Annotated in this window: 13 protein-coding genes; 6 read left to right on the top strand and 7 right to left on the bottom strand. The window is 63.3% G+C overall.

The genetic code is table 11. The annotated features are described in order from the left end of the window. Positions 1 to 114 precede the first annotated feature (114 nt). Genes BJN45_RS06875 through BJN45_RS06865 form a run of 3 tightly spaced genes read left to right on the top strand, consistent with a single transcriptional unit; the run spans position 115 to position 3,416 of the window. A complete protein-coding gene (locus BJN45_RS06875) occupies positions 115 to 975 on the top strand; it encodes a tetratricopeptide repeat protein (RefSeq protein ID WP_076093373.1) in 861 nt (286 codons plus the stop codon). 17 nt (positions 976 to 992) lie between these two features. After that, positions 993 to 1,892 (top strand): histone deacetylase family protein, encoded by a 900-nt coding sequence (locus tag BJN45_RS06870; RefSeq protein WP_076093371.1) that lies wholly within the window; start codon positions 993 to 995, stop codon positions 1,890 to 1,892. Between the two features lie 9 nt (positions 1,893 to 1,901). Next, complete coding sequence (locus BJN45_RS06865; RefSeq protein WP_076093368.1) at positions 1,902 to 3,416, top strand: bifunctional ADP-dependent NAD(P)H-hydrate dehydratase/NAD(P)H-hydrate epimerase; 1,515 nt, start codon at positions 1,902 to 1,904, stop codon at positions 3,414 to 3,416. On the opposite strand, the gene BJN45_RS06860 is transcribed toward BJN45_RS06865, so the two are convergent. After that, on the bottom strand, positions 3,382 to 4,863 hold the full coding sequence (locus tag BJN45_RS06860) for an FMN-binding glutamate synthase family protein (RefSeq protein ID WP_076093366.1): 1,482 nt from the start codon (positions 4,861 to 4,863) through the stop codon (positions 3,382 to 3,384). The two genes, BJN45_RS06865 and BJN45_RS06860, sit on opposite strands and share 35 nt — an antisense overlap. Positions 4,864 to 4,917: 54 nt before the next feature. Here BJN45_RS06860 and nadC point away from each other — a divergent pair, with 54 nt between their 5' ends. Beyond that, positions 4,918 to 5,781: a carboxylating nicotinate-nucleotide diphosphorylase gene (gene nadC, locus BJN45_RS06855; RefSeq protein ID WP_076093364.1), complete on the top strand. Its 864-nt coding sequence runs from the start codon at positions 4,918 to 4,920 to the stop codon at positions 5,779 to 5,781. A 13-nt stretch (positions 5,782 to 5,794) separates the two neighbouring features. Further along, on the top strand, positions 5,795 to 7,138 hold the full coding sequence (locus BJN45_RS06850) for a sensor domain-containing diguanylate cyclase (protein WP_076093362.1): 1,344 nt from the start codon (positions 5,795 to 5,797) through the stop codon (positions 7,136 to 7,138). A gap of 9 nt (positions 7,139 to 7,147) precedes the next feature. On the opposite strand, the gene thrC is transcribed toward BJN45_RS06850, so the two are convergent. The 5 genes from thrC to BJN45_RS06825 form a co-directional block, all read right to left on the bottom strand. Further along, positions 7,148 to 8,575 carry a threonine synthase gene (gene thrC / locus BJN45_RS06845; protein ID WP_076093359.1) on the bottom strand — a complete coding sequence of 476 codons (1,428 nt, stop codon included), beginning with the start codon at positions 8,573 to 8,575 and terminating at the stop codon, positions 7,148 to 7,150. 33 nt (positions 8,576 to 8,608) lie between these two features. Continuing rightward, complete coding sequence (locus BJN45_RS06840; protein WP_083650968.1) at positions 8,609 to 9,733, bottom strand: hypothetical protein; 1,125 nt, start codon at positions 9,731 to 9,733, stop codon at positions 8,609 to 8,611. A 1-nt stretch (position 9,734) separates the two neighbouring features. Continuing rightward, on the bottom strand, positions 9,735 to 10,004 hold the full coding sequence (locus BJN45_RS06835) for a DUF2249 domain-containing protein (protein WP_076094179.1): 270 nt from the start codon (positions 10,002 to 10,004) through the stop codon (positions 9,735 to 9,737). A 139-nt stretch (positions 10,005 to 10,143) separates the two neighbouring features. Beyond that, positions 10,144 to 11,454, bottom strand: coding sequence for a homoserine dehydrogenase (locus BJN45_RS06830; protein ID WP_076093357.1), 1,311 nt, complete (start codon positions 11,452 to 11,454; stop codon positions 10,144 to 10,146). A 2-nt stretch (positions 11,455 to 11,456) separates the two neighbouring features. Further along, a complete protein-coding gene (locus BJN45_RS06825) occupies positions 11,457 to 12,704 on the bottom strand; it encodes a pyridoxal phosphate-dependent aminotransferase (RefSeq protein WP_076093354.1) in 1,248 nt (415 codons plus the stop codon). A gap of 69 nt (positions 12,705 to 12,773) precedes the next feature. On the opposite strand from BJN45_RS06825, the gene BJN45_RS06820 reads away from it, so the two are divergent. Then, positions 12,774 to 13,145 (top strand): Mth938-like domain-containing protein, encoded by a 372-nt coding sequence (locus BJN45_RS06820; RefSeq protein ID WP_076094177.1) that lies wholly within the window; start codon positions 12,774 to 12,776, stop codon positions 13,143 to 13,145. A gap of 5 nt (positions 13,146 to 13,150) precedes the next feature. Here BJN45_RS06820 and BJN45_RS06815 read toward each other — a convergent pair whose 3' ends face one another. Then, on the bottom strand, positions 13,151 to 15,106 hold the full coding sequence (locus tag BJN45_RS06815; RefSeq protein WP_083650967.1) for a bifunctional diguanylate cyclase/phosphodiesterase: 1,956 nt from the start codon (positions 15,104 to 15,106) through the stop codon (positions 13,151 to 13,153). Positions 15,107 to 15,117: the final 11 nt, after the last annotated feature.

Raw genomic sequence — 15,117 nt, 5'->3', positions numbered from 1 at the left:
GGCTGCGGGAAAGCAGAATGATAGCCGAAAACATGCTGGAAGCGAAAGCCATCCGCCGCGCGCCCGACTCTCCGTTAAAATGATCAGCTACTGAAACACACCGGAAAATCGCTCATGTCCCAATTCTCTTTTGACGTCTCCATCGAAGAATTCGAAGCCAAGGTCCTGCAGGCATCGCTCCAGGTGCCGGTGGTGGTCGATTTCTGGGCACCGTGGTGCGAGCCCTGCAAGGTACTCAAGCCGATGCTGGAAAAACTGGCCGAGGAATACAAGGGCCGTTTCCTGCTCGCCAAGGTCAATTCCGACGAAAACCCGGAACTCGCCGGCCATTTCGGCGTGCGCAGCATTCCGTCGGTGAAGGTGGTGTTCCAGGGACAACTGGTCGACGAATTCAACGGCGCGCTGCCGGAAGGACAGGTCCGTGAATTCCTCGAGCGCATCGCGCTGCCCGCCGGCGAAGATGAAGGCGGCAACCTGCGCGAGGAAGCCGCAGCGCTGATCGGCGAAGGCAAGCTGGAGGAAGCGCTGGCCAAGCTGGTTGAAGCCAGTCAGGCCAATCCGCAGGACCAGGCAGTGCAGCTCGACGCCATCGATGTGCTGATGTTGCTTGGTCGCAACGACGAAGCCGCGCAGTTGCTGGCCGGCGAATACAAGGACGAACCGGATCGCGCCACCGCCCTGCGCGCCCGCCTGGCGCTGGCCCAGGGCGCGGCCGACTGCGAACCGCTGGAAGAAAAGCTTGCCGCCAATCCGGATGACCATGCCACCCGCCTCGAACTGGCCCGCGCCTACGCCGCCCAAAGCCGTTTCCGCGAAGCCCTCGAAGCCGCGCTGGAAGTCGTCCGGCGCGACCGCTTCTTCGACGAAGGCGCCGGCCGCAAGGCATTGCTGCAACTGTTCGAAGCACTGGCCGGCGATCAGTACGACGACCTCGTCCGCGAATTCCGCCGCAAGCTGTCCGCTGCACTGAACTGATCCTCCGGGCGTCGGGCGTGCGCCTTTTCTACACCGACATCTTCGTCCTGCCGCTACCGCCGGGCCATCGTTTTCCGATGGAAAAATACGCCCGGCTGCGTCAGGCATTGCTCGCCAGCGGCGATTTTTCGGCCAGCGATTTCCATCTGCCGCCGGCCGCCAGCGACGAAGAATTGCTGCGCGCCCATGACGCCGACTACCTCCATCGTGTCTGTTGCGGTCAACTCGACGAAAAGGCACAAAAAGCCATCGGTTTCCCGTGGACCGCAGCAATGGTTGAACGCTCGCGGCGCTCGGCGGGCGCGACCATCAGCGCCTGCCGGGCTGCCTTCACCGACGGCGTCGCCGCCAATCTCGCCGGTGGTACGCACCATGCGTTCCGCGATCATGGCGAAGGCTTCTGCGTGTTCAACGACGCTGCCGTCGCCGCACGGGCGATGCAGGCCGAAGGCCGCGCCGGACGCGTGCTGATCGTCGACTGCGACGTGCATCAGGGCAACGGCACTGCCGCCATCCTCCGCGGCGACGACAGCATCTTCACTTTCTCCATCCACGGCGCCCGCAACTATCCCTTCACCAAGGAAGAAAGCGATCTCGACATCGAACTGCCGGACGGCTGCACCGACGACGCCTACCTGCTGCAACTGGCGCACGGCCTGGATACCGCCTTCGACCTCGCCCGACCGGAACTCGTCATCTACCTGGCCGGTGCCGATCCTTATCACGACGACCGCCTGGGGCGCCTCGGGCTGAGTTTTGCCGGCCTGCGCGAGCGCGACCGGCAGGTGTTTGGCCGCTGCCGGGCAAGCGGCGTGCCGGTGGCCCTGGCCATGGCCGGCGGCTATGCGCGCAACATCGACGACACCGTCGCCATCCATGGCGCAACCATCGCTCTCGCCCGCGCCATGTGGCGCTAGAATGAGGCGATGCCGAACACGCCCCCTTACCACCTTCACCACCTTCATCTCAGTCCGTCGCTGCGCCGCATCGAGGCGCGCCACGCCGGGCAGCCGCTGATGCAGCGCGCCGGCCTGGCGGCCGCCGATTTCGCCTGCGAACTGGTCAGCGAACTCAACCGGCCAGTACTGGTGCTGGCCGGCCCCGGCAACAACGGTGGCGATGCCTTCGAAGCGGCACGCCTGCTGCGCGAGCGCTTCTTCGACGTGACCGTCGTCTTTGCCGACGACGCCGGCAAGCTGCCCGCGGATGCGGCGGCGGCCCACGCCCGTTTCACCGCCGCCGGCGGCAGCACCCGCTGCGATATTCCGGCGGATGCGCACTGGGGGCTGATCATCGACGGCTTGTTCGGCATCGGCCTGACCCGCCCGCCGACCGGGCATCACGCCGACTGGATCAGCACCGCCAACCGACTGGCGCAGCGCGACAACTGCCCGCTGCTGGCCCTCGACTGCCCCTCCGGACTGAACGCCGATACCGGCAACCGCCCCGGCCCCTGCATCGAAGCGACGCACACGATCACCTTCATTTCCGGCAAACCCGGCCTGTTGACCGCAGAAGGCCCCGACCACTGCGGCCGGGTCCGCGTCGCATCGCTGGATCTCGCAAGTGACCCGGCAATATCGGCCGACGGTCATGTCGTTTCGCGCGGCGATTTCTCGGCCTGGCTGCAGCCGCGCCGGCACAATTCGCACAAGGGCAGTTTCGGCAGTACCGGCATTCTCGGCGGCGCGCCGTCGATGACTGGTGCCGCGCTGCTGGCCGGCCGCGCCGCGCTCAAGCTCGGCGCCGGCCGCGTCTATCTCGGGCTGCTCGACCCGGCTGGCCCGAGCGTCGATGCCAACCAGCCCGAACTGATGCTGCGCCCGGTCGCCACACTCTTCGACGCCGGCCTGCAGGCGCTCGCCTGTGGTCCCGGCCTGGGCCAGTCGGATGAAGCCGTGCGCCATCTCGAACAGGCGCTGGTGTCAGCGCTGCCGCTGGTGCTCGATGCCGATGCCTTGAACATTCTTGCGGTCGACGGGCGTCTGGCCGGCATTTTGTCCAGCCGCTCCGCGCCGGCCGTGCTCACGCCTCACCCGGCTGAAGCCGCGCGCCTGCTCGGCAGTACGGTGGCCGACGTGCAGGCGGACCGCATCGCCGCCGCCGGCGCACTGGCCCGCCGCTACGCCTGTCCGGTGGCGCTGAAGGGTTGCGGCACGGTGATTGCTGCGGTCGACGGCCGCTGGTGGATCAATACCACCGGCAATCCCGGCATGGCGACGGCCGGCATGGGCGACGTATTGAGCGGCTTTACCGCCACCCTGCTGGCCCAGCAATGGCCGGCCAAAGCGGCGTTGCTCGCCGCCGTCCACCTGCACGGCGCCGCCGCCGACCGCCTGGTCGCCGCCGGCATCGGTCCGGCCGGCCTGACCGCCGGCGAAGTCATCGACGCCGCCCGGCTACTGTTCAACGAATGGGCGGGTACGGGTAGAGGATGTTGAGCGCCGCGCTCTGGCCGTTCGGCTGAACGATGCGCACATGCTCGCGACGCAGCTCGCGGGCGTGCTTGACGCCGCAGGCGTGGGCGATCATTTCCACCTCCTTGTTCAGGTTGCGCGTGTAATGGGCAACGCGTTCGGCCTTGTCCTCGACAACCAGGCCGCGCTGCAGCTTGGGATTGTGCGTCGTGATGCCGGTCGGGCAGGTGTTCTGATGGCAACGCAGCGACTGGATGCAGCCGAGCGCAAACATGTAGCCGCGCGCCGAATTGACCAGGTCCGCGCCGCAGGCCAGCGCCCAGGCCACCTTGGCCGGCGTCAGCAGCTTGCCCGAGGCAATCACCTTGATGCGCTCGCGCAGCCCGTTTTCGATCAATGCATCGATGACGCGCGGCAACGATTCGTTGATCGACAACGCCATGTGATCGGCCAGCGCCGGCGGTGCCGCGCCGGAACCGCCCTCGCCGCCGTCGATCGTCAGGAAATCCGGGGCGCTCCACAGGCCGCGCCGATGCACCGCGTCGGCCAACTCGTGCATGAACTGCCAGCCGCCAATCGCCGTCTTGATGCCGACCGGCTTGCCGGTGACTTCGCGGACGTGAATCACCATGTCGAGCAACTCTTCCATGTTGCTGGTTTCCGGGTGGCGGTTCGGCGACAGCGAATCCTGCCCCATCGGAATGCCGCGAATGACGGAGATTTCCGCAGTCACCTTGGCCGCCGGCAGAACGCCGCCCTTGCCCGGCTTGGCGCCTTGCGACAGCTTGATCTCGAAGGCGCGCACATGTTCCAGTGCCGCCAGTTCCTGCAGCCGCAGATCGCTCAGCTTGCCGTGCTCGTCGCGCACGCCGTACTTGGCCGTGCCGATCTGGAAAATGACATCGCACTTGCCTTCCAGATGATGCGGGCTCAGGCCGCCCTCGCCGGTATCCATGTAGCAACCCGCCAGTGCTGCGCCGTGCGACAGCGCCCGCACCGCCGGCTTCGAGATTGCGCCGAAACTCATGCCGCTGATGTTGATCAGCGAACGCGCGGCAAAGGGCTTGTCGCACCAGCCATCGCCGATGAGCACAGGGGGCGACGGCTGATGTTCGCCTTCGAGCACCGGAAAGGCGGCATTGACGAAGACCAGCGCGCCGGATTGCGACAGGTCGTAGGTCGAACCGAAGCCGATCATGCCGGCTTCGTTCTTGGCCAGACGATAGACCCAGGCGCGCGTGGCCCGGTTGAAGGGCATTTCCTCACGATCGCCCAGGAAAAAGTATTGGCGGAAGTATTCACCCAGGTTTTCGAAAAAGAAGCGCAGATGCCCGACGATGGGAAAATTGCGCAATACCGTGTGCCGCTTCTGCGTGATGTCGCGCAGGTACCAGAAAACCAGCAGCAGCCCGATGGCCATTGCCACCAGCACCCCCAGGCTGACATGAAAAACCCCGACAAGCTCGGACATCCGCATTCCCCAGACGGTACAATTCGGGCCCTAGCATGCCGACTGAACACTGATATGTCCATCGAATTCGCCTACCCGCTCGCCGCAGAAATCACCCGCAACGTCGACGCCGCCCTGACCGAGGATATCGGCCCCGGCGACCTGACTGCCTCGCTGGTGCCCGGCGATCGCCAGGCCCAGGCCACGGTCATTTCCCGCGAGCCGGGCGTGCTTTGCGGTACGGCCTGGTTCGACGCATGCGTGCACCGCCTCGACCCAGCAGCCATCGTCACCTGGCAGGCTGCCGACGGCGACCGCATCGCCGCCGACCAGTTGCTGTGCACCATCGACGGCAACGGCCGCGCGCTGCTGACCGCCGAACGCAGTGCACTGAATTTCCTGCAACTGCTGTCGGCCGTCGCCAGCAAGGTGCGCATCTACGCCGATGCGATTGCCGGCACCGGGGCGCAGGTGGTCGATACGCGCAAGACCCTGCCCGGCCTGCGCATCGCCCAGAAATACGCAGTACGCGCCGGCGGCGGCGGCAATCACCGGCTGGCGCTGTGGGATGCGATCCTGATCAAGGAAAACCATATCCACGCCGCCGGCGGCATCGCCCAGGCCATGGCGGCCGCGCAAAAAGTCGCCAGTACGGCGGCAGACCGCTGCCAGTTCATCCAGGTCGAAGTGGAAAGCCTGGCCGAGTTACGTCAGGCACTGGACGCCGGCGCAAAAATGATCCTGCTCGACAACTTCACACCCGAGCTGATGCGCCAGGCCGTCGCCATCAATACCGGCCGGGCCGTACTCGAAGCGTCCGGCAACGTCAGTCTGGAAACCATTCGCGGCATTGCCGAAACCGGCGTCGATCGCATCTCGGTCGGCGCGCTGACCAAGGACGTCAAGGCGCTCGACCTGTCGATGCGCTTCATCGGCTGACCGGCCGGCCGGCATGGAACACCTACCCGCCGGCCTCGACAAGCTGACCCGTGTCTACGTGCGCCTGCTGCACGTACTGTTCGCGCTCTCGCCGAGCGTCGCCATCTGGTATCTGGCGCAATACCAGGACCCGGCGCTGCGCTACGAAAGTCACGCTTTCCACGAAATCGCCATCGGCGTGGCCATCCTGGCCAGCCTTTTCGTTACCTGGATCACCTGGCGCTGCTACCGCGATGCCGGCGACCCGATGCTGCGCTGGCTGACACTGGGATTTCTCGGCTTCGCCATCGTTTATGCCCCGCACGGCCTGTTCACCGGCCATGCCCATGACCATCCGATGCTGTTCCTGCTGTACGGGCCGGCATCGCGCCTGATCCTCAATGCCTGCCTGCTGCTTGCCGTGCTGCAGCACGGCCGTCCTGCCGACAATCCGGAAAAGCGGGGATCGAAGCGTTTCTGGCTGGGCTGGCTGGCGATCTTTCTCGTCATCGACGTGGCTGTCGGCCTGCTCGCCCTGTCACCGATCGCCGACCGCCCCGAACTCCGGCTGGGCCTGGAATGGATCGCCTTCTTCCTGGCATTGGCCGGCTTGCTGCGGATGCGGCGGCACGGCACCGACCTGCCCCTGCTGGCGATCTATTCGCTGTCGCTGGCGATGTTTGCCCAGTCATCGCTGGCCTTCATCATCGCCGGCGCGTGGAATCATCAATGGTGGCTGGCGCACGCGATCAGCGCCTCCGGCTTCCTGCTGCTCAGCTACGGCGTCATCCGCGCCTTCCAGACCACGCGCTCGTTTTCAACGGTCTACAGTCAGGAAGTCATCATGCGTCAACTCGAAAATGCCAACGAGCAGCTGACGCTGATGGCAACTACCGATTCGCTGACCGGCGTCGCCAACCGGCGTCATTTCCTCGACCGCGCGGGGGAAGAACTGGCCCGCTGCCAGCGCTCGGAAACGCCGCTCTGCCTGGTGCTGCTCGATATCGATCATTTCAAGCTGGTCAACGACAACCACGGACACCAGGCCGGCGATGCCGTGCTGCGTCAACTGGCCCGCAGCATCGACGACATGCTGCGCGGCTCCGACGTTTTCGGCCGGCTGGGCGGTGAGGAATTCGCCATCCTGCTGCCCGACACCGGCATGAGCGAGGCCATCGCCATTGCCGAACGCGTCCGCCGGCAAATTTCCGAGCGGGAAATGCGCCATGGCGATCTGTGCCTGCGCATCACCATCAGCCTTGGCATCGCGGATTTTCCGGCCGATGGCGAGCGTGTCGATGCGCTGTACGCCGAAGCCGACCGCCGGCTCTATGCCGCCAAGGAAGGCGGCCGCAACCGCGTCTCCCCGGCAGTCTGAGGTCCAAACTCAGGCGTGTTCGGCAACGAAGGCCTTGATTGCGGCCAGATCCGGGTCCATGACCACGACGTGTTGCGGCAGGTTCTCGATGCCCTGCAGGCTGGCCGGACGCACCGGCTCGGAGCCCAGCGCTTCGCGGATGGTTTCCTCGAACTTGGCCGGCTGGGCGGTTTCCAGCACGATCATCGTCTGCCCCGGCTGACGGTTTTCCAGCGCAACCTTGAGGCCATCGGCGGTATGCGTGTCGAGCATGACGTTGTAGCGGCCCTGGGCGAAGCGGATGGTGTTGATGCGGTCGACATGCGTGCTGCGGCCGGAAATGAAACCGAATTTCGGCTTGTTTTTCCAGTAGACCGTAGTACTCAGGTCGAAGGCCTCGCCCTTGTCGACCTTGGACCACAATTCGCGGATGATCACCGGGTCGCGGCCGACCAGATCGAAGACGAAGCGTTCGAAGTTGGACGCCTTGGAAATGTCCATCGACGGGCTGGAGGTGACGCTGGTTTCGACCGAGGTGCGCGGGCGATAGACGCCGGTGCGGAAGAATTCGTCGAGCACGTCGTTCTCGTTGGTAGCCAGCACCAGATGCTTGATCGGCAGCCCCATCATGCGCGCGATGTGGCCGGCGCAGATGTTGCCGAAATTGCCCGACGGCACGGTGAAGGACACTTCTTCGTCGTTGCTGGCAGTGGCCAGGAAATAGCCCTGGAAGTAATAGACGATCTGCGCCGCAACCCGGGCCCAGTTGATCGAATTGACGGCGCCGATCTTGTACTGCTTCTTGAACGCGGCGTCGTTGGAAACCGCCTTGACGATGTCCTGGGCGTCGTCGAACATGCCGCGCACGGCGATGTTGAAGATGTTGGCATCGGTCAGCGAATACATCTGGGCGCGCTGGAAGGCGCTCATCTTGCCGTCCGGCGACAGCATGAAGACCTTGACGTTGTGCTTGCCGCGCATCGCGTATTCGGCCGCCGAGCCGGTATCGCCGGAAGTGGCGCCAAGGATGTTGATCGATTCGCCGCGCTTGTCGAGCACGTACTCGAACAGGTTGCCGAGCAACTGCATCGCCATGTCCTTGAAGGCCAGCGTCGGGCCGTTCGACAGTTCCTGCGTGTACAGCCCGTCTTCCAGTTTGGTCAGCGGCGTGATCTGCGCCGCGTCACCGCCGTTGCGCAGATGACAGTAGACATCGGCGGTGTAGGTCCGGGCGACCAGCGACTTCAAATCGTCAGCCGGGATGTCGGTGATGAACCTGGCCAGGATTTCGTAGGCCAGATCGGCGTAGGACAGCTGGCGCCAGGCGTCGAGGTCGGCGCGGGTGACTTGCGGATAGCTCTCCGGCAGGTAGAGTCCGCCGTCCGGGGCCAGACCGCCGAGGAGGATGTCGCAGAAAGCCTGGGGTGCGGACTGGCCGCGGGTCGAGATGTAGCGCATGGCGAAAACCTGGAAAGCGGGAAAACCGCGATTTTACCGCGTCGACCGTGAGATTCGCATCGCCCGCAGCAGACTTGACGCAAAGATCACCATTCCGGCCAGCAGAAATGCCGCGCCGGGCGTACCCTGATCAGCGATGAAAGCGACACCGGCGGCAACAAACGCCAGCGCCCGCCATGATCCCCCGGCAACCAGTTGCCGCCGCATCGCGTCGCGTTCCGGCGTACGGGCACCGGGCCAGCGCCAGACCGGCAGCAGTTGGCTCAAGGCACCGGTGACCAGCGGCAACAGGAATGCGGCAGCCCATGCCGACAAGGTCGGCCGGGCCGGAATCAGGCCGGCCGCGTGCAACGTACCGGCCAGCAGGCACAGCGACCAGCCGGTCACGGCGGCGAGCAGCGCGCAGGCTGCACCGTCAGCGAGCAGCGGGCGCGGGCCGAAACGCCGCAGCCATTGCGCCACCAGGCCAAGCGCCAGCACCAGCAGGATCGCCGCCCCGGCGACCGAAACCGGCCAGTAAAAAGCCGCGCCCGTCGCCAGCAGGACGACCGCCAGGAACATCGACCAGAAACGCCGCTTCAGCCAGCCGGTAGCTTCCGGATCGGCCTGCCCGAGCGCTGTCGGCAAGAGCACCGGCAAGGTGCCGAACGCCGCCAGCCCGACCAGGCCGAGCGTATTCAAATGCAGGTGCAGGCGCCGCCAGGCTGCCCATTCGGCCGGCAGCACCGCCGTCGCCAGGATGGCCAGCAACGCCAGCATCAACAAGGCCAGCGCCCCGGCATACCAGCGCCAACCGGGATGCGGCTTGCCCAGCGTGGCGCTGGCCCGGCGCACGATCCAGCGCAGCAAAATTGCCGCCAGAACGAAGTCGACCGCAGCAGCAGCGTACACGATGTAGTAAGGCAGCCAGCCCTGCAGGCCGAGGACTGCGGTCAACCCGGCAAACTGAGCAAAAAACGGCAGCCGTCGGATGGCTGCGGAAGGGTCACCGGTACGCGTCAGTACCGGCACGAAATGCGTCATTGCCGCCAGGATCAACGGCACGATGCCCACGGCAAACGCCAGATGGGCGACCGCCGCCGGCGTCCCGGCCCCGGCCAGCGCCAGCAAGGCGGCGGCCAGCAGGGCAAGGAGCGTCAGCGCGGCGGTGCTCAGCACCTCAACCGACGACCGTGAAGTCGATAACGATGGCGCCCGGTTCGCGCTGGACGTACTGGATATCCACCTTGTCGCCGTAGCGTTGCTGCATCTGGCCAAGCAGTGGCAGCGGATCGTGATCGTTGCAGAAGCGCATCGTTTCGCCCGGCATCAGCGACTCCAGGGCACCAAAAATGGCGGCATGGCGAAAACGCTTGGCAACACCGCGGGCATCGAAGGGGTACAGGGCCTCGGCGGTGGGACGGTCACAGGCATGGATGGCATGATTCATGGGGATTTCCTTGTAAAAAGCTGCCGCGAGCAGCAAGAGCCCTGATTCTGCCGAGCCTGGCCGTGCGTTTCCTTGATCTGCATCGCCCTGAACGACAAAGGGGGCCGCAGCCCCCTTCTCCATGCGCAGACCGTCAGATTTACTGCAACTCTTCCAGACGAATGCGCTTGACCTTGCCCTTTTGCGCGGCCAGCGCTTCGATGCTGGCAACCGCGGCCAGGGCGGCGCTTTCCTTGCAGACATGCGTCAGGATGATGATGTCGGTCTCGCCCTCGCCCTCTTCCGGCTCGCGCTGCAGCATGGCATCGATGGAAATGCCCTGGTCGGCCAGGATACGGGTGATGTCGGCGAGCACGCCGGCCTTGTCCTCGACGCGCAGGCGCAGGTAGTTACCGGTCTCGATCTCGCTCATCGGCAGGATCGGCAGGTTGGACATGGCATCCGGCTGGAACGCCAGGTGCGGCACGCGGTGCGCGGCATCGGCGGTGGCCAGGCGGGTGACGTCGACGAGGTCGGCGATCACTGCGGAAGCTGTCGGTTCGGCACCGGCACCCTTGCCGTAGTACAGCGTGATGCCGACTGCATCGCCCTTGACCATGACAGCGTTCATCGCGCCTTCGACGTTGGCCAGCAGACGCTTGGCCGGGATCAGCGTCGGATGGACGCGCAGTTCGACACCGTTGTCGCGGCGCTTGGCAATGCCGAGCAGCTTGATGCGGTAGCCGAGTTGTTCGGCGTACTTGATGTCGGAGGCTTCGAGCTGGGTAATGCCTTCGACGTAGGCCTTGTCGAACTGCACCGGGATGCCGTAGGCGATAGAGGCGATCAGCGTTGCCTTGTGCGCCGCATCGACGCCTTCGATGTCGAAGGTCGGATCAGCTTCGGCGTAGCCCAGGCGTTGCGCTTCAGCCAGGACGTCGGCGAACGGCAGGCCCTTGTCGCGCATTTCGGACAGGATGAAGTTGGTCGTGCCGTTGATGATGCCGGCGGCCCACTCGATGCGGTTGGCGGTCAGGCCTTCGCGCAGCGCCTTGATGATCGGGATGCCACCGGCGACGGCGGCTTCGAAGGCAACCATGACGCCCTGCTGCTGCGCGGCGGTGAAGATTTCGGTGCCGTGCACGGCGAGCAGCGCCTTGTTGGCAGTGACCACGTGCTTGCCGCTGGCGATGGCCTGCATCACCAGTTCCTTGGCCACACCATAGCCGCCGATCAGCTCGACGATGATGTCGATTTCCGGATCATTGACCAGCGCGAAGGCGTCATCGGTGACGCGGGCTGCACCACCGGTGATCTGGCGTGCCAGTTCCACATTCTTGTCAGCGACAGCCGTGATGCAGATCGGACGACCGGCGCGACGGGTGATTTCTTCCGCATTGCGCTTGAGAACGGTCCAGGTGCCACCGCCGACGGTGCCGATGCCGATGAGGCCAACATTGATGGGTTTCATGTTCAGTCTTTGTTGATGAGATGGTTGGTGTTGTGACGTTTGCGATAGTTTTCGAGGAAGCGGGCAACGCGGCCGATGGCTTCCTTGAGGTCGTCCTCGTGCGGCAGGAAAACCAGCCGGAAATGATCCGGATGCGGCCAGTTGAAGCCCGTCCCCTGGACCAGCAGCACTTTTTCTTCCTGCAGCAGTTCGGCGATAAAGGCCTGGTCATTCTTGATCGGATAAATTTCCGGATCCAGCCGCGGGAACATGTACAGCGCCGCTTTCGGCTTGACGCAGCTGACGCCGGGAATGGCATTGATCAGTTCATGGGCGATGTCGCGCTGACGACGCAGGCGGCCGCCATCGGTGACCAGGTCATCGATGCTCTGGTAACCGCCGAGCGCGGTCTGGATGCCGTGCTGGCCCGGTGCGTTGGCGCACAGGCGCATCGACGCCAGCATGTCGAGCCCTTCGATGTAATCCTTGGCGTGGCGCTTGTCGCCGGAAACCACCATCCAGCCGGCGCGATAGCCGCAGGAACGATAGTTCTTCGACAGGCCGTTGAAGGTGATGGTCAGCACATCTTCGGACAGCGAGGCAATCGACGTGTGCGTCACACCTTCGTAAAGCACCTTGTCGTACACCTCGTCGGCGTAGATGATCAGATGATGCTGACGCGCGATATCGATGATTTCGTGCAGCAGGTCATCCGGATACAGCGCGCCGGTCGGATTGTTCGGATTGATGATGACGATGGCGCGCGTGTTCTTGTTGATCTTGCTGCGGATGTCGTTCAGATCCGGCAACCAGCCCTTGGCCTCGTCGCACAGGTAATGCACCGGCTTGCCACCAGACAGGCTGATGGCTGCCGTCCACAGCGGATAATCCGGCGCCGGCACGAGCACTTCGTCACCGGCGTCGAGCAGCGCGTTCATCGCCATGACGATTAACTCGGAAACACCGTTGCCGACGTAGATGTCTTCCAGCGTGACACCCTTGATGTGCTTCTGCTGGGTGTAATGCATGATCGCCTTGCGCGCCGCGAAGATGCCTTTCGAATCCGTGTAACCAGCCGCGTTCGGCAGGTTGCGGATGATGTCCTGCTGGATTTCTTCGGGCGAATCGAAGCCGAACGCGGCCAGGTTGCCGATGTTCAGCTTGATGATCTTGTGGCCCTCTTCCTCCATCTGCTTGGCCATCTGCAGTACGGGACCGCGGATGTCGTAACAGACGTTGGCGAGCTTGGCTGACTTCTTGACGTGCTTCATGTGAATGTCCAGATTGGCGGGGTTTGGGCCAAAGGTATAATCCTACTTTATCGTCTGGTGCACCGCAAAGTGAAACTCCATACATCGAACACTGCCGGCCTCAACCTGTTCACCGCCTACGGCGATGACTATGTTGCGGTCAACCATGAAAAACACGAAAAAAACCTCATCGTGCTGCCGGAAAAGCTGGTTTCCGACTGGTCGACCGCAAACATCGAAACACTGAGCGAAACCGACATGCAGACCTTGCTGGCGCTGGGGGTCGAAGTGGTCCTGCTTGGTACCGGCAAGCGCCTGCGCTTCCCAGCCGCCACGCTGATGCGGCCGTTTGCGCCGGCCGGCATCGGCCTGGAGATCATGGATCTGCAGGCCGCCTGCCGGACCTACAACATCCTTGCCTCCGAAGGACGCAAGGTCGCTGCCGCGCTGCTCTTCGACTGACCCCGTCAGATTCGATCAGCCGACGGGGCGCCGAAATGGTAGCCCTGGCCGCCCTTGACTGAATCACTGAGCAGCATCTCGACCTGGGCCAGCGTCTCGACTCCCTGGGCGATGACCTCCACTTCAAGCGTCGAGGCCAGCGAAACAATGGAACGCAACAAGGCGCGCGCCGCTTCATTCTCCGGCGCCTCTGCCACCAGACCGGCGTCAAGCTTGACATAATCCGGCGGCAACTCGCGCAGCAACTGCAGGGATGTCGGCGTCAAACCGAAATGATCGATACCGAAGCGAACCTGGTTGGTACGCAACATGTCGGCAAACTGGCGACTCGACTCCATATCCAGGGAGCAGCCATATTCGGTCAATTCAAAAGACAACTGGACACCACGACGGCTCAGCCGGGACAGACGACCTGACAGCCAGGCCAGAAATTCACGATTCTCCAGGCTCTGATTCGAGAGATTGACCGCCAGATTGACGACTTCACCCTCCCCACGCTCTTCCAGGCGCCGAAAAACCAGTGATAGCAGTGCCTGGTCGATATCCGGCATCAGCTTGTGACGCATTGCCATTGGTAGAAAAACGGACGCTGGAACAAGATTTCCGTCATTGCCAATCAGGCGCGTCATGATTTCCTGCTGCATGACCTGGCCGCTGGACAACGAGACAACCGGCTGACCAAGCAGTGTCCAGCGATTCTCGGCGAGGGCATTGCGAATCAACTCACGCCAGGCCATCGAGCCAAGCCCGCTTTCCGAAGAATTGACATCGACAACGTATTGCAAGGCATTACGCCCTGACTGGCGGGCACTTTCAATCGCCAGATCAAGTCGGGACATCAGGCGTGCCCGCTTTTCGCCGTGACGGAAATGCACCATGCCAATGCTGAACGAGAAATCGGCATCCCCCTCCTGCTCAGGAAACACCTGCTGCAAACTGTCCCGCAACTGGCGCCCCAGATCGGCGAGCATCGCCGGATCACGGTCAAACAGGACAAAGCCGAAGGAACTGCCACTGGTCCTGCACAGGATGGCCGCCTGGTCACCCAGAATGCTGCGGGCAGCGGTCGCAACCGACACCAGAAACTGGTCACCTTGCCGATAACTGGCTTCGGTATTGAAGCTCTTGAGGTTATTGACTTCAACACCAATCAGCGCGGCATCCGAGAACGGGATGTCACCGTCCAACGCCTGGGTCAAGCGTAATTCGAAACTGCGCCGGTTATCGAGGCCGGTCAGATCATCCTGATAGGCCTCACGACGAAATTGCTCGGCCCTTCTGGATTCGGCATCAAGGAACTCTGAAATCTTGCGCGACATTTCATTCATCGCGCCGACTACGCGCGAAAGCTCCAGCGCCTTGGGCTTGATGGCAATCTGTCCAAAATGTTTTTGCTGGATTTCCATCGCCGAGCGCTCAATCTCCGACAGCGGATTCAATATCCAGTGCAGCACCATACGCGTCATCCACAGCGCCAGCAAATAAGCAAGAAGCATCCAGCCCGAAATCTCCAGCGCTGATTTCCACAGGTATTGATACGCATGTGTCGGCTGGGAAACCACCACTACCTTGCCCAACTGACGCCAGCCAGCAATCAGAAAAGCCTCACCAGGTGGAGCATCCAGCGTAACGCGTGAAGAAAACCACAACGGTACGCCATCAATTTTGGCTGGCAACTCACGACCAAGCACAACAGCACCATCTGTTCCAAGAACGGCAATCCGCTGGAAATATCCCCGATCGAAGAGCGTTGCCACCTGTGTATCGGCAAGTATCCGATCACCAGCGCCAATCGATTGCGAAAGCGGGTGCACCAGCGAAGACGCGGCATCCTGAGCGTGCGACCCGAGTTGCTCCTCAAGGTAGGTGCGAGTACCTGAAACCCCGAGAATGGCCAAGCCAATGAAAACCCCCAGGAAAATCACCGAAATCCCGAGGAACAACTGCCTTCTCAAGGTCATTGAAAAACTCT

Origin of the sequence: Azonexus hydrophilus (assembly GCF_001956855.1) — a bacterium.
In the GTDB taxonomy this organism is placed as follows: Bacteria; Pseudomonadota; Gammaproteobacteria; order Burkholderiales; family Rhodocyclaceae; genus Azonexus; species Azonexus hydrophilus_A.
Note: the sequence above shows the minus strand (reverse complement) of the source record. Positions and strands in the feature narration are given on the sequence as shown.